General features: G+C 70.4%; 11 protein-coding genes and 1 pseudogene. 4 read left to right on the top strand and 8 right to left on the bottom strand.

What is annotated here, in order from left to right; all coding sequences use genetic code 11:
• Positions 1 to 72: 72 nt before the first annotated feature.
• Positions 73 to 1947, top strand: a pseudogene (locus AB0H36_RS03040) (primary-amine oxidase); the annotation flags it as partial.
• Here the strand turns inward: AB0H36_RS03040 and AB0H36_RS03035 are convergent.
• From AB0H36_RS03035 to AB0H36_RS03010, 6 genes are all read right to left on the bottom strand, one after another.
• Positions 1944 to 4214 carry a penicillin-binding protein gene (locus AB0H36_RS03035; RefSeq protein ID WP_360515520.1) on the bottom strand — a complete coding sequence of 757 codons (2271 nt, stop codon included), beginning with the start codon at positions 4212 to 4214 and terminating at the stop codon, positions 1944 to 1946. The pseudogene AB0H36_RS03040 and the gene AB0H36_RS03035 overlap by 4 nt on opposite strands.
• A 9-nt stretch (positions 4215 to 4223) precedes the next feature.
• Positions 4224 to 9737 (bottom strand): carboxyl transferase domain-containing protein, encoded by a 5514-nt coding sequence (locus tag AB0H36_RS03030; protein ID WP_360515517.1) that lies wholly within the window; start codon positions 9735 to 9737, stop codon positions 4224 to 4226.
• 125 nt (positions 9738 to 9862) lie between these two features.
• Positions 9863 to 10744, bottom strand: coding sequence for an LLM class flavin-dependent oxidoreductase (locus AB0H36_RS03025; RefSeq protein ID WP_360515514.1), 882 nt, complete (start codon positions 10742 to 10744; stop codon positions 9863 to 9865).
• Between the two features lie 34 nt (positions 10745 to 10778).
• Positions 10779 to 11183: a Rieske (2Fe-2S) protein gene (locus tag AB0H36_RS03020; RefSeq protein WP_360515511.1), complete on the bottom strand. Its 405-nt coding sequence runs from the start codon at positions 11181 to 11183 to the stop codon at positions 10779 to 10781.
• An 11-nt stretch (positions 11184 to 11194) separates the two neighbouring features.
• Positions 11195 to 11746, bottom strand: coding sequence for a DUF6529 family protein (locus AB0H36_RS03015; RefSeq protein ID WP_360515508.1), 552 nt, complete (start codon positions 11744 to 11746; stop codon positions 11195 to 11197).
• 8 nt (positions 11747 to 11754) lie between these two features.
• The gene (locus AB0H36_RS03010) at positions 11755 to 12405 is read right to left on the bottom strand and encodes a hypothetical protein (protein WP_360515505.1); all 651 of its coding nucleotides are present in this window, start codon (positions 12403 to 12405) and stop codon (positions 11755 to 11757) included.
• Positions 12406 to 12483: 78 nt separating this feature from the next.
• Between AB0H36_RS03010 and AB0H36_RS03005 the strand changes: the two genes are divergently transcribed.
• Together AB0H36_RS03005 and AB0H36_RS03000 are read left to right on the top strand one after the other, a co-directional pair.
• On the top strand, positions 12484 to 13200 hold the full coding sequence (locus AB0H36_RS03005) for an alanyl-tRNA editing protein (RefSeq protein WP_360515502.1): 717 nt from the start codon (positions 12484 to 12486) through the stop codon (positions 13198 to 13200).
• Positions 13201 to 13242: 42 nt separating this feature from the next.
• The gene (locus AB0H36_RS03000) at positions 13243 to 14601 is read left to right on the top strand and encodes an FAD-dependent oxidoreductase (RefSeq protein ID WP_360515499.1); all 1359 of its coding nucleotides are present in this window, start codon (positions 13243 to 13245) and stop codon (positions 14599 to 14601) included.
• Here AB0H36_RS03000 and AB0H36_RS02995 read toward each other — a convergent pair whose 3' ends face one another.
• On the bottom strand, positions 14602 to 15450 hold the full coding sequence (locus AB0H36_RS02995; protein ID WP_360515496.1) for an NAD(P)-dependent oxidoreductase: 849 nt from the start codon (positions 15448 to 15450) through the stop codon (positions 14602 to 14604).
• 274 nt (positions 15451 to 15724) lie between these two features.
• On the opposite strand from AB0H36_RS02995, the gene AB0H36_RS02990 reads away from it, so the two are divergent.
• Positions 15725 to 16864 (top strand): pyridoxal phosphate-dependent aminotransferase, encoded by a 1140-nt coding sequence (locus tag AB0H36_RS02990; RefSeq protein WP_360515493.1) that lies wholly within the window; start codon positions 15725 to 15727, stop codon positions 16862 to 16864.
• On the opposite strand, the gene AB0H36_RS02985 is transcribed toward AB0H36_RS02990, so the two are convergent.
• Positions 16861 to 18201 carry a sulfatase-like hydrolase/transferase gene (locus AB0H36_RS02985; protein WP_360515490.1) on the bottom strand — a complete coding sequence of 447 codons (1341 nt, stop codon included), beginning with the start codon at positions 18199 to 18201 and terminating at the stop codon, positions 16861 to 16863. The genes AB0H36_RS02990 and AB0H36_RS02985 overlap by 4 nt on opposite strands.
• Positions 18202 to 18228: the final 27 nt, after the last annotated feature.

Below are 18228 nucleotides of genomic sequence, written 5' to 3'. Positions count from 1 at the left end.
GTCGAGCCCTCCCCGGCACCGATTCGCCCCCAGGTTCCTTCAATCTAGGCCCGCCGCACTGACGAGGAGAAGCCCATGGCGACGCATCCGCTGGACCCGCTGGACGCGGACGAGTTCCGCCGGACCGCGGCGATCCTGCGCCGGGACAAGGAGCTCGGCGGGTCCTGGCGGTTCGCCGCGATCGAGCTGCTCGAGCCGGCCAAGCCGGTGGTCCGCACCTGGCGTCCGGGTGATCCGATTCCGCGGACGGCGTTCGCCGTACTGTGGAACCGGGCCGACAACCAGGCCTGGGAAGGTGTCGTCGACCTGATCGACGACCGGGTGGAGTCCTGGACCCACGTGCCCGGTGCGACCCCGAACTTCACCGTCGACGAGTACCACGAGGTCGACGAGGCGATGCGGGCGCACCCGGACGTGATCGCCGCGCTGGCCGAGCGCGGAGTCACCGACCTGTCGCTGGTGCTGATCGAGGTGTGGACCTACGGCAAGGCCCTGATGCCGGCGAAGTACCGCGACCGCCGGCTCGGCTGGTGCGACATCTGGTACCGGGAGACTCCCGAGGGCAACCCGTACGCGCACCCGGTGTCCGGGCTCAAGGTCGTCGTCGACATGAACACCCTCGAGCTGCTCGAGCTCGAGAACGACCACAACCACGGCCAGCCCGAGGTCACCGCGGAGTACGCCGCCGGCCCGTTCCGCGCCGACCTCAAGCCGCTGCACATCACCCAGCCCGAAGGCGTCTCGTTCACCCTCGACGGCAACGGGCTCAGCTGGCAGAACTGGACGCTGCGGCTCGGCTTCAACTACCGCGAGGGCCCGGTCATCTACCAGGTGCAGTACGGCGGCCGCGACATCGCCTACCGGATGTCGTTCGCGGAGCTGATGGTCCCCTACCGGGACGCGTCCTTCGACCACTACCGCCGGACCGCGTTCGACATCGGCGAGTGGGGTCTCGGCTTCATGACCACCTCGCTCGAGCTCGGCTGCGACTGTCTCGGCGAGATCGTCTACCTGGACGCCGTACTGCACGACAGCCACGGTGAGCCCTACCCGATCCCGAACGCGATCTGCCTGCACGAGGAGGACAGCGGCGTGCTGTGGAAGCACGTCGACCACACCACCGGCGCCGAGGTACGGCGAATGCGCCGGCTGGTCGTGTCGTGTCACGTCACCGTCGCGAACTACGAGTACTTGGTCTACTGGCGCTTCTACCAGGACGGCAACATCGAGTGCGAGGTGCGCGCGACCGGGCTGATGGTGACCACTCCGTTCGCCGCCGACGGCTCCGCACCGGCGACGGGCACGGTGGTGGACAAGCAAACGTATGCGCCGTTCCACCAGCACTTCCTGGTCGCGCGGCTCGACCTCGACGTGGACGGCGACGGGAACACCGTGCACGAGGTCGACTCGCGCGCGCTCCCCGTGTCCGACGACAACCCGTACGGCCTGGCCGTGGTCACCGAGTCCACCCCGATCCGGTCCGAGTCCGAGGCCGCCCGCGACTTCAACTGGGCGGGCCAACGGTCCTGGAAAGTGGTCAACCCGAACCGGGTGAACGCCTTGGGCACCCATCCGGCGTACAAGCTGGTGCCGAGCGCCTCGATCCCGCCGCTGATGGATCCGGCGACTCCCCAGTTCCGGCGGGCGCCGGTGATCGGGCACACGGTGTGGGTGACCCGGCACCACGACGAGGAACGCTGGCCGTGCGGCGCCTACCCGACGCAGTCGACGACCGACGACGGGATGACGCAGTGGATCGCCGACGACGAGTCGCTGGAGAACACCGACGTGGTGCTCTGGTACGTGTTCGGCATCCACCACGTCACCCGGGTCGAGGACTGGCCGGTGATGCCGGCGGACACGATCGCCTTCTGGCTCAAGCCGTTCGGCTTCTTCGACCGGAACCCGTCGCTGGACGTGGCCCCGGACCACGGGCACGCGAGCTAATCGTCGCCGTTGGACAGGTGGATGGTGATCAGCGAGCCCTCGGGCGCGCCTTCGCGCGATCTCGGGTCGGTGTAGGCGACGGTGCCCTCGTTCTCGGGCGAGTCGACCAGGTCCTCGGCGATCGCGACGTCGAAGCCGGCCTGGCGCAGGCGATCCTCGGCGTCGTCGGGGTTCATCCCGTTGACCGGCGGGATCTCCTTGCGGTCGCCCGCGACGGCGGTGGCCCGGGGCGCGACGAACCGCTTCAGCGGCATGCCGTCGAGCGCGTTCTGCATCGCGGTCTGCCAGAGCGGGCCGGCGGTGCCGGAGCCGGTCGGGTCGGAGATGTCCTGGCCGTCCAGCGTGTGGCGGTACATCAGGTTCGTGTACGGCAGGTTCGCGTCGGCCACGACTGCTGCCGCGGCCAGGTTGGGCGCGTAACCGGCGTACCAGACGGCCTTGTTCTCCTGGATGGTGCCGGTCTTGCCGGCCAGGTCCCAGTTGCCGAAGTTCAGCCGGCCGCCGGTGCCGCCCGGCTCCATCACCGCGCTGAGCACCCGGTTCACGCCGTCGGCGACTTCCGGCCGCAGCGCCTGCTTGCACTCGATGCCCGGGGTGTCGACCGGGCGGCGGGACTTGTCCTCGACCGAGACGACCAGCAGCGGCTTGCAGTACTTGCCGCGCGCGGCGAACGTCGCGTAGGCGTTGGACAGCATCAACGGCGTCACGTAGCCGACGCCGAGCGTCATCGAGATGACCTGGTCCAGCGGCTCCAGGGTCTGCCCGTTGTACATGCCCAGCGCCTGCGCGGTCTTGCCGATCGCGCAGAGGCCGACGCGCTGTGACAGTTGCAGGAAGTAGGTGTTCGTCGAGTAGCGGGTCGCCTCGACCAGCGTCAGGTTGCCGCCGCGGGTCGAGTTCTGCGGGTTGTAGTCCGGGTCCCTGGTCCAGCCCGAGCAGGTCTGGAACCGCTTGCCGCTCAGGTTGATCTGCTGCGGTGAGTTGATCCGGTAGTCCAGCGGGATGCCCCGGGAGATCGCGGCCGCGAGGGTGAACGCCTTCATCGTCGAGCCGTTCTGGAAGCCGCCGAACCCGCCCGCGTAGGACTTCTCGACGTTGTAGTTGTACGCGGTCTGGTAGGCGCCGCGCCCGTACTCCCGGCTCTGCACCATCGCCTTCACCAGACCGGTGCCGGGCTCGACGATGGTGATCGCCGCGATCGCGCTGTCGGTGCGCCTGGTGTGCTCCTCGATCGACGCCTGCGCGGCCTTCTGCATCCGCCGGTCCAGCGACGTGGTCACGGTCAGGCCGCCGGTCTTCAGGTAATGCTCGCGGTCCTTGGGGGTCCGGCCGAGGGCCGGGTTCTGCAGCAGCTTGGAGACGACGTACTCGCAGTAGAACGGGTACTTCGAGCTCGCGCAGCCGTTCGGCACCTTGAGGATCCGCGCCGGGTCGATCACCGGGGTCTTGAGCGCCTGGTTCGCCTGGTGCACCGAGATGACGCGCAGCTCGAGCATCCGCCGGATCACCAGGTCGCGGCGGGCCTTGGCCCGGGCCATGTTGTTGGTCGGGTCGTAGCCGGTCGGGTTCTTCACCAGGCCGGCCAGCATCGCGGCCTGGGCGAGGGTGAGGTTCTTGGCCGAGGTCCGGAAGTAGTGCTGCGCGGCGGCCTGGACGCCGTATGCGCCGTCGCCGAAGTTGACCACGTTCAGGTACCGCTCGAGGATCTCGTCCTTGGAGTACTGGCTCTCGACCGCGATCGCGTAGCGCAGCTCGGTCAGCTTGCGCTCGTAGGTCACCGCGGTGGCGCGGTGCCGCTCCTCCGCGGTCCTGGCCTTCTCGACCAGGCTGAGCTTCACGTACTGCTGGGTGATGCTCGATCCGCCCTGCTGCACCTCGCCCTCGGTCTGGTTGCGCAGCATCGCGCGCAGCGTGCCCTTCAGATCCAACGCGCCGTGCTCGTAGAACCGCGAGTCCTCGATCGCGACGATCGCCTTGCGCATGATCGGGCTGATGTAGCTCAGCGACACCGGCACCCGGTTCTGCTCGTACAGCGTGGCGATCAGGGTGCCGTCCGCGGCCAGGATCCGGCTGCGGACGGCGACCGGCTCGATCTCCAGCTCCCGCGGCAGCGTCTGCACGGTCTCGACGGCCTTCTCGCTGCCGACCCCGGCCAGCCCGGCGAACGGGATCGCCAGCCCCGCCGCCAGCGCACCCGACATCACGCTCACGATGAGGAAGGTCACCAGTGCGCGGAGCTTGCTGCCACCGCCCCTGTCGGCGTGCATACCTCCAGGTTAAGTGGGCTGCTCACCTCGTGCCAGGCCAGCGGCGATTGCCTCGATCAGCCGCGGTCGCAGCTCGGCCGCGCTGATCACCGCGTCGACGGAGCCGACCTCGACGGCCCGCTGGATGCTGTGCACCCGGTCGAACCCGGTCGCCACCTCACCGAGCTTCTCGGCCCGTACGGCCGTGCGCACTTCTTCCAGCTCGGTCGCCAAGGCGGCCCGCTCGGCGCCGCTGGCCTCCCGGACCCGCTCGGCCAGTGCCGCGACCCGCGGGTCGGCAGCGGTCCGGGAGTTGACCTCAGCGGCGAACACGACCGCGGCCGCCGGCGCGCCGCCGATCACCGACGCGAACGAGCCCTCGACCGCGAGCACCGTCATCGACGGGTTCAGCGCCTTCGAGAACACCACGAACGCGCCGCCGTGGTAGCGCGACACCACGCAGAACACGATCGGGCCCCGGAAGTTCACGATCGCCCGGCCGATCTCGGCGCCGTACTCCAGTTGCAGGTTGCGCATCGAGTCGGGTGAGCCGTCGAAGCCGGACAGGTTGGCCAGCACCACCAGTGGCCGGTTCCCGCTGGCCGCGTTGATCGCGCGGGCCGCCTTCTTCGACGACTGCGGGAACAGCGTGCCCGCGGTGTAGGTGTCCGGGCCGTCCGCGGGCGGGAAGCCGCGGCGCGGCACCGACCGGGACTCGATCCCGAGCAGGCAGACCGGGTACCCGCCGAGGCGGGCGTCCTGCACCACCGCGGTGTCCGCGTCGGCCATCCCGGCCCAGCGCTCGAGCACCGGGTGGTCCTGGTCGGTGACGGACCGCATCAGCGTGCGGATGTCGAACGCCTTCTTGCGCTCGGGGTTGGTCGCGGCGGAGAAGATCTCGCCGACGGTGCGGAAGTCGCTGCCGACCACGTTGTGCGGGTACGTCGTCACATCGCGGTTCACCGGGTCCGACGTCTCGGCCCGTCGCGGCCCGTCCTCGCCGGCGAGGACGTACGTGTGGTCGTAGTGCGCCATCAGCACGTCCCGGGCGCCCTTGAGGTCGGGAGCCCAGTACTGCGCCTGGCCGTTCGGGCCCATCACCCGGTCGTAGCCGCCGATGCCGAAGTTGTCCTCGGCGGACACGCCGCCGGAGAAGTCCAGCGACTGCTTGCCGGTCAGCACCATCGCGCTGTCCGGCGTCATCACCAGGATGCCCTTGGTGTGCATCAGCATGGTCGCCTCGGCGTTCCAGTACGGCTGCGCGCCGACGTTGATGCCGGCCACGACGATGTTGATCTCGCCGCCGTCCTGGGTGAACTCGACGATCCGCTTCAGCGCCTTGGCGACCCAGTCCATGTTCTCGGTGCCGGAGTCCATCGAGATCCGGGCCCCGGCGGACAGCGAGTACCACTCGACCGGCACCCGCATCCGCTCGGCCAGGTCGAGGGCCGCGATGATCCGCGAGCACTCCGCCTCGGCCACTGCGCCGAGCGCCTTGGTCGGGTCACCGCTGAGTACGACGCGAGTCACGCCCTCCGGGTGGCGCGCTGTCGGCGTGGTGACCACACCGGCGATCAGGCCGGCCTTGTTCAGACCCCGCGGACGCTCCACCGGCACCAGGGCGCCGGTGTCGTCCAAGTCGTACTCCGTCCAGCTGCCGCCCGGACCGGACACCATCCCGGCCACCTCATACGGGTAGACCGTGTTGCGGCGGCGGGAGCGCTGGACCTTCTGCGCGTAGTCGTCGAGCGGCATCAGGCGCTCGGTCGGCGGCTGCTCGACCGACGTCACGACACCTGCGCCGGGCTGGTAGTAGAACCGCGCGGCGAGCAGGTTGACCGAGTCGTCCGGGGTCAGCACCCGGCCCTGGACCAGGACCTCCTCGATCCCGGCGCCGGCAGTCAGCGGGGCGATGTTGCGGCGCAGAGCGGTCAGCTCGTCGACCTGGGCCTTGATCTCGGGCCAGATGTGCACCCAGACGTGGTTCATGTCGAGCTTCGCCCCGGCCGCGCCGCGCTCGGTGCGGGCCCGGCGGATCGCCTCCAGGCAGTTCGCGATCGCCCGCTCGGCATGCGGCAACGAGGTCACCTGGCCGTCCTCGTCCCGGACCACCGCGAACTGGCGGACCTGGGCGAGCGCGACGAGCCGCTGGTCGGCCTCGTTGTCGCGGGCGACGCAGTGGTAGAGCAGGACGTCCTCGGGCGCGTCCAGCCGGGTGATCCGGAAGTCGTGCAGCCGCCACAGGGTCAGCCGGCGGCCGACCATCGGGTGCACGCCGCGGACGTTGTCGTCCTCGGTCACCGTGCCGGCGGCCGGGCGGTAGGTGAAGTACGAGACCGGTCCGCCCTGACCCGGTGCGACTGCGACGGTGAAACGCCGTACGTGCTGGGAGACCGGGAGGGCGTCGACCAAGTCGCGGAGGTGATCCGACGCCTCCTGCTGGCCTTCGGGCACGTCCGGGCCGTGCAGGTACAGCTCGGCGACTGCCTCGTGTCCGGCCGGGCGGGCGTCGACCTGCGCAGTCAGCGCCTGGACCAGCGCGCTGTTCGGGTCGGCCAGCTCGGCCACGGTGCCGACCGTGGTGACCAGGTGGCTGAGGCGGTCGTCGATCGAGTAGTCCGCGGTCGCGAACGGCCGGCCGTCGACGGCGAACTCCCGCAGGTCGTGCAGCTCGTACTCGCGGTAGTGCCGGCGGATCAGCACCTCGAGCATCGGCTCCCGCTCGCCCCAGCCGTGCTCCACGCGCTCCGCCAGGAAGCGGACAATCGGCTCGGGAATCGCCGCCAGCGCGTCGACCCGCTCCTTGCGGTTCGGTGCCGCCGGGTCGGCGGCCAGCGCCGCGACCTCGTCGCTGACACCGGCCAGCACCGAGATGCGGTCAGCGTCCACCAGCGGCTGGTCGAACCAGCGGAAGCGCACGCTCCGGGCCAGGTCACCGATCACCGGGAAGCGCAGCTGCGTGGCCAGCACCAACCGGTCCAGCAGCTCGTGCGCGCCCTCGTCCACTGGCGCCGCCGGGCGCGGCTCGGCGATCCAGCGCTGCAGCACCGACGTCACGAGCAGCACGTCCGGCGTGGACCGCTGCTGGGCAAGGAAGATCCGGAAGACCGCTTCTTCCAGCTCGGTACTGCGCTCGAACTCGGTCACCCCGTAATGGCTGAGCACCCGGCTGAGGCGGGACTGGAACTCGGCCGGCAGGCCACCCCGCTCCGGGTCCAGGCTCTGCAGGTAGGCGTGGAAGTGCTCGCGCGGGCTGTGCACCCGGTTCTCGGTGCTGATCTCCTCACCGGCGGGCCGGTTGCGGCTCAGCTCGGCGAAGTCCGCGAACACCTGCAGCAGGTCGATCTCGGCGTTCACCGGCGGCTCGGTCAGCTCGGATCGCGCGGTCAGGTAGTCGGCCAGCATGCCGCCTTCGTCCCGCGGGTCGATGTCGAACCCGAGCAGCATGCTGCGCAGGTCGTCCAACCCGCGCTCGGCGCGCTCGGCCGCCGACTTCTCCCCCGACCCGTTCGGCAGGTCCAGCTTCACGCCGTTCTCGACCGGCGCAGCCTCCTCCGCCGCGCCGTCGTCCGCGACCGGCTCCAGCCGGACCAGCGGCGCGCCGGTCTCGACCTGGCTGCCGGTGGCGACGAGCAACTCCTTGACGGTGGCCTTGAACGGCGCGTTCAGCACCGTCTCCATCTTCATGCTCTCGAGCACGAGCACCGGCGCGCCGGCCTCGACCACATTGCCACTCTGGATCGGCGTCGCGACCACGAGCGCCGGTGCAGGCGAACGCAGTACGCCGCCCTCGTCGCGGCTCACCCGGTGCGTGACACCGTCCACCTCGACGAGGTGCACCGGCCCGTGCGTGGCGGTGACCAGCCGGAACCGCTGCCCGCCGACGACCAGCCGTCCGGTGTAGGTGTCGAGACGCTCCAGCTCGGCGTCCACGACCTTGAACGTGTCGCCGCTGCCGACGCCGACCCGGAACCGGTCCGGGCCGATCCGCGCGACCGTCACCCGGTACCCGACGCCGCGCAGCTTCAGGTCGATCGCGCGACCCACCTCGTGCTGCACCTGCGGCCGGCCGCCGTGGGCGGTCTCGAGCAACCGCGCCCGCTCGACCTGCTCGGCCTCCTCGTACCCCTCGATCGCCGCGGCGACCAGCGCGACCCCGGAGTGCCGGTGCGAGACCAGCCGGCCCTCACCGCGGACCCGGTCGATCCAGCCGGTGTCGGCGCTGCCGTCGATCACCTCGGGCTGATCCAGCAGCTCGAGGATGAAGCTCTTGTTGGTGGTGCCGCCCTCGATCAGCACGGTGGTCGCGGCCACCGCCCGGCGAAGCCGCGCGAGCGCCTCGTCCCGGGTCCGGCCGTAGGCGATGATCTTCGCGATCATCGAGTCGAAGTCGGCCGGGATGCTGTCCCCCGCGCTCACTCCGGTGTCGACCCGCACGCCAGGTCCCGCGGGCAGATCCAGTACGGCGATCCGGCCCGGCGACGGCGCGAAGTCGCGGTCCGGGTCCTCGGCGTTCAGCCGCGCCTCGACGGCGTGGCCGGTCTCGGCCGGCTTGCCGCCGTCCAGCCGGCTGCCCGAGGCGACGTGCACCTGGGCCTTCACCAGGTCGAAGTCGGTGGTCAGCTCGGTGATCGGGTGCTCGACCTGCAGCCGGGTGTTGACCTCCAGGAACGCGAACGTCTTGTCGCCCGGGTGATACAGGAACTCGACGGTCGCAGCGCCGCGGTAGCCGACCGCGAGGGCCAGCCGCTCGGCGGATGCCTTCAGGTCGTCGACCTGCGAGGCGGACAGCAGCGGGGAGGCGGACTCCTCGATCACCTTCTGGTTGCGCCTTTGCACCGAGCAGTCGCGGACGCCGAGCGCCCACGCCGTGCCCTGGCCGTCGGCGATGACCTGCACCTCGACGTGCCGGGCACCGGTGACGAGGCGCTCCAGGAAGACCACGCCGCTGCCGAACGCACGGGCGGCCTCCTCACTGGTCCGCGCGTACGCGTCCGCCAGTTCCTCCGCGGACCGGATCACCCGGATGCCGCGGCCGCCACCGCCGGCGGTGGCCTTCAGCATCAGCGGGTAGCCGATCGAGGCGGCGGCCTCCAGGGCGGCGTCCAGCGACTCGACGGCGCCACGGCTCCAGGGCGCGACCGGTACGCCGACCTCCTCGGCGATCAGCTTGGATCCGATCTTGTCGCCGAGCTTGCGCATCGCGTCGGCCGGCGGGCCGATGAAGGTGACGCCGATCCGGTCGCAGAGCTCCGCGAAGGCGGGGTCCTCGGCGACGAAGCCCCAGCCGACCCAGGCCGCGTCGGCCTCGGTCTCGCGCAGGGCGCGCTCGAGCACTTGCAGGTCAAGGTACGGCCGGGCCGAGGCCGGGCCGAGCGGGTAGGCGATGTCGGCCTCGCGGACGAACGTCGCGGTGCGCTCACCGTCGGTGAACAGCGCGATCGTCTCGATCGGCTCACCGCCCTCGGCGTTGAGCTCACGCACCGCGTTGATCAGCCGCATCGCGGCCTCGCCCCGGTTCACCACTGCGATACGCTTGAACATCGACCGCCTCCGTGTCTCACCTTGCATTCTGCGGACGGGATCGCCCTCCGCGCGCACAGGTTTTCAGCCCGGAAGCATTACCGTCGAGTCGCCCCCCTGATCCGGTGCGTCGTCACTCGTGGTAACTAGCTCAGAAGCGCCTTCGTCGCCGGTACGACGTCCGCTGTGAACCGGGTGATCTGGGTCAGGTTGTGCTCCTCCGGCCAGAAGACGAACGTCCGGAACGGCTGCTCGGTCGCCAGCCGCGCGAAGAACTCGGCCCACTGGTCCGGGGTGCCGCGCAGCGGCGCATCGCCGCGCGTCGTGTCGGTGTCACCGGGTACGTCGGTGATCGTCCCGACCACCTGTGCGATCCGGAGCACGTCCGACGGATCCCGGCCGGCCGCCTTGGCCGCCTCGTCGATGATCGCGTTGGCTCCGGCCCACGCGTCGTACGGGAGGTAGTGCGGGATCGGCGCGGCCCAGCCGTCGGCGAGCCGCCCGGTGAGGCGCATCGACCTCGGGCCGACCGAGCCGACCCAGATCTGGATGTCGTGCGCCGGCAGCGGGCCGGGGCGCAGGTTCAGCGAGTAGTACTTGCCATCAGCAACCACTCGGTCGGACCCGGTCCACAGCCGGCGGAGCAGCCCGATGCCCTCCTCGAGTGCTTCGAGCGCTTCGCCCGGAGTCCGCTCCGGACCGCCGATGCCGGTGATGCCCCGCGGGATCCCGCCGGCGCCCAGGCCGAGCTCGAACCGCCCGCCGGACAGTACGTCGAGGGCCACGGCCGACTGTGCCAGCAGGCCCGGCGGCCGCAGCGGGAGCGGCGCGACATCCGGGAAGAACCGCAGCCGCTCGGTCCTCGCCAGCAGATCGCCGATCACCGTCAGCGCGTCCAGGTGGCTGGGCGCGTACGGGTGGTCCTGGACCGCGATCAGATCGACCCCGCCCTCGTCGGCCGCCGCGACCAATTCCCGATGCAGCCCGACCTGCTCGGTCGGCGTGACCTGTACTCCGAACTCCACCATGCCCGCAAGCTTGTCAGTTGAAGAGCACTTGAGCTCAAGCAAGCTGGATGGAGTCACCGGAGACGGTGATCTGCTTGGCCGCCAGCGGCGCCGGCGCCGGGTCCTTCACCACCGACCCGTCCGCGATCGCGTACTTGCTCCCGTGGCAGTCGCAGTTGATCGTGCCGCCCTCGACACTGGCGACCGGGCACTGCTGGTGCGTGCAGATCGAGGTGAACGCCTTGAACGTGCCCGCGGTCGGTTGCGTGACGACGGTCTTGCTGTCGGCGTGGATGATGCCGCCGCCGACCGGTACGTCGGCGGTCTTGGCGAGCACCGCGCCGGCCGGGGCCGAGGTGGCGGGCGGGCTCTGCGGTTCGCCGTACGTGCTGCAGCCGGCGACCGCGGCGACGGCGGCCGCACCGGCGGCGAGGACGGTACGGCGACTCGGTTCGTCCACGGCGGGTCCTCTCAACGAATGATGCCGAAAGTGGTGAAGAACCACAGCGACGAGGTCAGCCACAGCCCGGCCAGGCCGGTGAAGACGGCTCCACCGAGGGCCGGCAGCAGCCAGCGCGGCAGGTCGTTCCGGGTCAGCGTCAGCATCTTGGCCGCGAACGCGCCGTAGAAGAAGCAACCCAGCAGGGAGTGGATCAGCACGCGCGGTTCGTCGTACCGGAAGCCCAGCGCGTACAGGCAGTGCGCGACCACCGGCAGCGTCACCGCGATGGCGGCTCGCCCCGACCATCGATGCAGCGGCCCGACCCATCGCCGGCCCGACAACGCCTTGATGTGCCCGAGCAACGCCCCTGCCGACACGAGTTGTACGACGGCCAGCAGCAAGGCCAGCGTTGCCAGCCATGCCTTCACCGACTGTGGACTGGAGAAGCCGGCCACGTTGATCGCGACACCGGTCGGGTCGTGCAGCCGCCCGTAGACACCGAGGACGATGGCGACTGCGGCGCCGACGGACAGCGGGATCACGGCCCTGCTCGCGACTCGGACCGGCGCCGTCGTCGTCATGGCTCTCCTCAGAACGTCTCGTCGCCGGTGATCGACGTGGCCGTGACCGGGCTGCCGCCGACCGTCGCCGTACCGCCGGCGGCGTCGAGTGGCGGCGCGGGGGCCGGGGTGCCGTCGTTGTCGACACCGACCTGGCTGCCGTCGGGCAGGACGATCCAGCCGATGGTGTTGCTGGAGGTCCGCGCGCGGTACAGGCCCGCCGGCGGGTCGGCCTTGTCGATGGTGAAGGCGAGTTGGCGGCCGCGGACGGTGACTGTGCCGGTCACGGCTTCGGCCGACAGGATGGCGGTCAGACGATCACCGGACTTGGAGCGCAGCACGAGACGGCCGGCGTCGTGGGTTCCGGTCAGCCAGGCCTCGACGCTGCGGCCGTCGCAGACGTACGCGACTGCTTTACCGCCCTTCACCGCGATCGCGAGCGTGGCTTCGCGTCCCGTCGTACGACCGGTGAAGACGGCCACGACCTGCTGCTGGGTCGGTGTGGCTGTCGGAGTGGGCGGCGGGGTTGTCTGGGTCGCGTCGGGTGATGGAGTGGCGGTGGCAGGCGCGGTGGCGGGCGGCGACGCGAGGGTGCCGGTCTGGGTGCTGTTCACGACGAGCAGCGCGACCAGCCCGACGGCTGCGGCCGCGAGCGTGACCAGCGGACTGCGTTGTCCCATCTCCCCCACCTCTCAGAAGAGAATCGCGGCCGCCACGGCTGGGGTCAACCGCTCGCACTGCGTTGCTACATTCGGCGGATGGGCACCCATCGGCTTGACCTGGACGACGCGACGCTGCGGGAGTGGGACGCGGTCGTCGTCGGCGTCGACCCGGACCGCGGCATCGTGCTCGACCGGTCCGCGTTCTACCCCGGAGGCGGTGGCCAGCCGCCGGACCACGGTGTGCTGCTGTGGGGCGGGGTGCGGACCCGCGTGCTCGGCACGGTGAAGGGTGACGACCAGTACCTGGTGCTGCACGAGGAGGATCCGGTGCCGCCGGTCGGCACCGCCGTCCGCGGTGCGCTCGACGACGAACGCCGTACCGACCTGATGCGGACGCACTCCGGCCTGCACGTGCTGACCGGGGTGGTCTTCCGCGACTTCGGCGCGCTCGTCACCGGCGGGAACATGGAGCCGCTGACGGCCCGGATGGACTTCGACCTGGCCGAGGTGCCGCCGGACTTCAAGGACCGGGTGGCGGAGGCGGTCAACGCCGAGATCCGCACCGACCGCCGGATCACCGTGGCGAACCTGCCGCGGGACGAGGCGTTCGTGATCCCGGACATCATCCGGACCGCCACCAACCTGCTGCCGCCGGACATCGAGGTGGTCCGGATCGTCGACATCGAAGGGCTCGACACCCAGGCCGACGGCGGCACGCACGTCGCCTCCACCGCGATGATCGGCCGGATGGAGGTCGTCAAGATGGAGAGCAAGGGCCGCGGCTTCCGCCGTCTCCGCGTCCGCATCGTCTGACCCCCTCGGGGACAAGACTGCGAACCGGAGAGGGGAGAACGCATGACCGACATGGTGGAGAGACTCCGGGGTGTGGTCGAAGGGCCTGTGCTGGCGCCGGAGGATGACGCGTACGCGCAAGAGGTCACCGGGTTCAACCTGGCTGCGCAGCACAGTCCTGAGGTTGCCGTAGGAGTCACGTCGGAGGCCGATGCGGTGGCGGCGGTGCGCGCCGCGGCCGAGGCCGGCAAGCCGGTGCGCGTGCTCGCGACCGGTCACGGGTCGCCGGTGCCGATCACCGACGGGGTCCTGATCAACACGTCACGCCTGACCGGTGTCACGGTCGATGCAGACGCCAAGTTGGCGCACATTGCGGCCGGCAGCCGGTGGGCCGACGTGATCGCGGCCGCGGGTGAGCACGGGCTGGCGCCGGTCATCGGCGCGTCCGACGCCGTCGGCTGCATCGGCTACACGCTCGGCGGTGGCGTCGGACCGCTGTCGCGCACGTACGGCTTCTCGTCCGACTGGGCGCGCAGCTTCCGGGTGGTCACCGCCGACGGCGAGGCCGTGACGGCGAGCGCGACCGAGCACCCCGACCTGTTCTGGGCGCTGCGCGGCGGCAAGGGCGGTCTGGGCCTGGTCACCGCGATGGACTTCGCGCTGGTCGAGCTCAGCACGCTGTACGGCGGTTCGGTCTTCTTCGACGCCGACGACATCGCCGCCGTGTTCGGCGCCTGGGCCGCGTGGACCAAGACGCTGCCCGCGACCGCGAACACCTCGGTCGTGGTCCTCCGGCTGCCGCCGCTCGAGGTCATCCCGGAACCGCTGCGCGGCAAGACGGTCCTCAGCGTCCGGTTCGCCTTCGTCGGCGACCCGGCCGAGGGCGAGCGCCTGTTCCAGCCGATCCGGGCCGCCGGTACGGCGATCATCGACGGCGTCGGCGAGATGCCGGCCACCGACATCGCGCTCATCCACAACGACCCGAAGGACCCGACCCCGGCGTTCGACCGCGGCCTGGTGCTGACGGACGTCGACCCCGGGTTCGTCTCGGCCTTCCTCGACGCAGTCGGTCCGCAGCAGCAGCTGCCGCTGATCGCGATCGAGATCCGGTACCTCGGCGGCGCGATGAACCGCGACGTGCCGGAAGGCAGCGCGGCCGGTGGGCGGAGCAGCGCCTACAGCCTGGTGCTGATCGGCGTGCCCGACCCGAGCCTGTTCGAGACGGTGCTGCCAGGGGTCGTGGACGGAGTGCTGGCTGGCCTGCGCGACTGGATCGCGACCGAGGCGATCGTCAACTTCGACGCCGCCTTCTCGTTCCCCGGGTCGTACGAGGCGTGCTGGCCGGCGGACACGTTCGCCCGGCTGGCCGAGGTGCGCGCGACGTACGACCCGGACAAGGTGTTCCCGTTCGGACCGGCCTAGTCAGGCTCGCCAGGAGTGCTGGGGGTCGTAGCCGAGGAGCTTGCGGGCCTTGTCGATGGACAGCAGGGTCTCGTTCGGGCCGAACGGCCGCTTCACCGGCACGCCGGGGAAGACCTCGGCCAGGAGCTCCTCGTTCGGTCGCGTCATCACCGTGTCCGCGTTCGCGATGATGAACACGTCCGTGCCGGTGACGTCGTACTCGAGGGCCTTGCGGACCGCCTGGGCGCCGTCGCGGGCGTCGATGTAGCCCCAGAGGTTCCACTTGCGTGACCGGGCGTCGGCGTCGAACGAGGGGAACTCGGCGTAGTCCTCCGGGTACATCACGTTGGAGAACCGCAGGCCGATCAGCTTGAGGTCCGGGTGCCACCGGACCAGCTGGCGGGCCAGCTCCTCCTCCAGCGTCTTCACGAGCGAGTACGTGCTGTTCGGCCGCGGCGCGTACTCCTCGTCCACCGGCACGTACGGCGGGAACTCGTCGAACGGCAGTCCGAGCACGGTCTCACTCGACGCCCACACGATGTTGCGCACGCCGGCCCGTAACGCCGCCGAGAACACGTTGTAGGTGGCGACCATGTTGTTCTCGAACGTGGCCGCGTTCGGCCGCAGCCCCGGCGCCGGGATCGCGGCCAGGTGCACCACCGCGTCGACACCGTCGTGCCGGTCGTCGATCCCGGCGAGCGCCTCGTAGGTCTGGCCGAAATCGGTCAGGTCGACCCGCGTCGACGTCACCCCGGACCGCGCCGGCGGCGCCTGGTCCAGGGCGACCACGTCCCACCCGTTGTCCACCAGGTGGTCGACGACCGCGCGACCGAGCTTGCCGCTGCTTCCGGCGACCGCTACCCGTGCCATGCGCACTCCTTCTCGAGCTGTTGGTCCCGATGATTGCACCGGCGGCAATCGGTTTCAGCGGACAACCAAGGGGTGGACTAGGTCCTGTCTGCTGATCCCGCGCCGTAGCGAGCAGGTGCTCGGTGCGGTGCATCGGCGTGCTGGAACGGAGGTCTCGATGCGGAGCATCGTGGCCTTCGGGCCAGTGCGGCGAGGTGCCGTGCCGAGTGCCGCGCAGTAGGCGCGGGATCAGCAGGCAGGGCCTAAGCTCAGGGTTGTGAAACTAGCTGGGCGGATGGAACGTCTTGGAACCGAGTCTGCCTTCGAGGTGCTGGCCAAGGCCAAGGCGCTCGAGGCGAGCGGCCGGGAGATCGTGCACCTCGAGATCGGCGAGCCGGACTTCGACACTCCGGCCCACGTCGCGGCCGCCGCGCAACAGGCGATCGACAAGGGCCACACCCACTACGTGCCCGCCCCCGGGATCCCCGAGCTGCGGACCGCGGTGGCGGACTTCCTGGAGCGCACCGGCCGGCTGACCACCACGCCCGACCGGGTGCTGGTCACGCCCGGCGCCAAGCCGATCATGTTCTTCGCGATCCTGGCGCTGTGCGAGGAGGGCGACGAGGTCCTCTACCCGGACCCGGGCTTCCCGATGTACGCCTCCATCGCGTCGTTCGCCGGCGCGAAGCCGGTCCCGGTGCCGCTGCGCGAGGAGAACGGGTTCGTCATCGACCCCGAGGAGCTCGCGTCGCTGGTCACCGACCGGACCAAGCTGCTGATCCTGAACTCCCCGCACAACCCGTGCGGCAGCGCCTCGACGCCCGAGCAGCTCGAGGCGATCGCCGAGATCGCGATCCGGCACGACCTGGTGGTGCTCAGCGACGAGGTCTACTGGGCGCTGCGGTACGACGGCGATCACCACAGCGTCCTCGACCTCGAGGGCATGGCGGATCGGACGATCCTGCTCGACGGCTGGTCGAAGACGTTCGCGATGACCGGCTGGCGGCTCGGCTTCGGTGTGTTCCCGCGGCCGCTGGTCGAGCCGATCACCCGGCTGGTGATCAACTCGGTCTCGTGTACGTCGGCCTTCAGCCAGCACGCCGCGATCGCCGCCCTCGAAGGTCCGTGGGACGACGTCGACACCATGCTGGAGGCGTTCCGGGAGCGCCGCGAGGTGATCGTCTCGGGCCTGAACGCCGTACCGGGTGTTTCGTGTGTCGAGCCGGGTGGCGCGTTCTACGCCTTCCCGAACATCACCGAGCTCGGCCAGTCCGCGGCGACGCTCGCCGACCGGTTGCTGGAGGAGGCCGGAGTGGCCTGCCTCCCGGGGACGGCGTTCGGCGTGTACGGCGAGGGCCACCTGCGGTTCTCGTACGCGAACTCGATCGAGAACATCCAGCGGGCGCTGGCCGCCTTCAAGGACCTGACGTCCTAGAGATCCGCCTCGCCCGGTTCGAGGTCCAGCTGGCCGGAGTCGCGCTCGGGGCTGAGATCGATCGTCGGCGCTGGTTCGCCGGCGTCGACCATCCGCCGAACCAGGCGTTCCCGCAGGCGCGTGGCGACGTGGGCGTGTGAGCGGTAGCCGATCAGGTTGTCGAGCTCGTACGGGTCGGCCATCAGATCGAACAGGTAGGTCTCGACGTAGCGGTCGGCGCCGGGTGCCGCGGGATCACAGTCCGGGGCGACAACGCCGTACTTCCACCGCTGCGTGCGCACCGCGCGGGCCGTCTCCGACTCGCTGACCTGGACGAACACGTCGTCACCCCACTCCGTCCGTCGGTCGTGCAGCAGCGGTACGGCGGACCTGCCCTGCATCTCCTTAGGCACCGGAAGCCCGGCGGCGTCGAGCAGCGTCGGCGGCAGGTCGACGTGGCTGAGCAACTGAGTCACCTGTCCTCCCCCGGTGAAGATGCCGCCGGTGGCCACGGTCGGCACCCGGATCGAGGCGTCGTGCACCGAGCGCTTGTACTCGGAGTTGCGCGTCTTGAAGTGGTTCCCGTGGTCGGAGGTGAACAGCACGATCGTGTCGTCCCGCAAGCCGAGGCTGGTGAGCGCGTCGAGCAACCGCCCGTACGCGTCGTCGATCCGCTTGACCATCCCGTAGTACCCGGGAAGTTGCCGGTACGACGTCCCGCCGAGCGTCGCCAGGTCCGGCGGCGTCCACGCCCCGCGGTACGCCTCCTCGTAGCCCTCCGGGGCCGGGTAGTCGTCGCGGCGGTTCTGGTGATGGGGTTCGAGCAACGACAGGAACAGGAAGAAGGGGCGGTCCTTCGGCTGGGCGACGTACCGGATGGCGGCATCGGTCAGGGCGTCGACGCGGTACCCGGGCAGCTTCACCTGCGCGCCGGCGCCGTCGTACACGATGGTGTTGTAGGAGTCCGACGTGTGCTCGAGCGCGTTCGCGGCCAACCAGTGCTCGTATCCCCCACGCTGCTCCGGCCGGACCGGTCCACGCGACGAGTCACCCAGGTGCCACTTCCCGACGTACGCCGTTTCGTAGCCCGCGGCACCGAAATGGTGTGCCAGCGTCCTGGCGTCCTCCGGCAACGCGATGCCGTTGCGGTGCGGCCCCGCAGTCGTCGGGTAGAGCCCGGTCTGCAACGTCGCCCGCGCCGGAGTACACAAGGGCTGATTCGTGAACGAGTTGGCGAAGTGCGTCCCCGCCCGCCCCACCCGATCCAGGTTCGGCGTCAGGCCCACCGGATTCCCGTGCAGACCACTCGTGTCCCACCGCTGCTGATCGGTCAGAAAGACAACGACATTCGGACTCATGACGTCGATCCTTTACCGGGATCGCTG

The sequence above is a fragment of the Kribbella sp. NPDC050820 genome (assembly GCF_040653975.1).
In the GTDB taxonomy this organism is placed as follows: domain Bacteria; phylum Actinomycetota; class Actinomycetes; order Propionibacteriales; family Kribbellaceae; genus Kribbella.
Note: the sequence above shows the minus strand (reverse complement) of the source record. Positions and strands in the feature narration are given on the sequence as shown.

What these genes read in the sequence shown, in the direction of transcription:
- AB0H36_RS03035 (WP_360515520.1), bottom strand. Translation starts at nt 4,214, where the DNA reads ATGCACGCCGACAGGGGCGGTGGCAGCAAGCTCCGCGCACTGGTGACC.
- AB0H36_RS03030 (WP_360515517.1), bottom strand. Translation starts at nt 9,737, where the DNA reads ATGTTCAAGCGTATCGCAGTGGTGAACCGGGGCGAGGCCGCGATGCGG.
- AB0H36_RS03025 (WP_360515514.1), bottom strand. Translation starts at nt 10,744, where the DNA reads ATGGTGGAGTTCGGAGTACAGGTCACGCCGACCGAGCAGGTCGGGCTG.
- AB0H36_RS03015 (WP_360515508.1), bottom strand. Translation starts at nt 11,746, where the DNA reads ATGACGACGACGGCGCCGGTCCGAGTCGCGAGCAGGGCCGTGATCCCG.
- AB0H36_RS03010 (WP_360515505.1), bottom strand. Translation starts at nt 12,405, where the DNA reads ATGGGACAACGCAGTCCGCTGGTCACGCTCGCGGCCGCAGCCGTCGGG.
- AB0H36_RS03005 (WP_360515502.1), top strand. Translation starts at nt 12,484, where the DNA reads ATGGGCACCCATCGGCTTGACCTGGACGACGCGACGCTGCGGGAGTGG.
- AB0H36_RS03000 (WP_360515499.1), top strand. Translation starts at nt 13,243, where the DNA reads ATGACCGACATGGTGGAGAGACTCCGGGGTGTGGTCGAAGGGCCTGTG.
- AB0H36_RS02995 (WP_360515496.1), bottom strand. Translation starts at nt 15,450, where the DNA reads ATGGCACGGGTAGCGGTCGCCGGAAGCAGCGGCAAGCTCGGTCGCGCG.
- AB0H36_RS02990 (WP_360515493.1), top strand. Translation starts at nt 15,725, where the DNA reads ATGGAACGTCTTGGAACCGAGTCTGCCTTCGAGGTGCTGGCCAAGGCC.
- AB0H36_RS02985 (WP_360515490.1), bottom strand. Translation starts at nt 18,201, where the DNA reads ATGAGTCCGAATGTCGTTGTCTTTCTGACCGATCAGCAGCGGTGGGAC.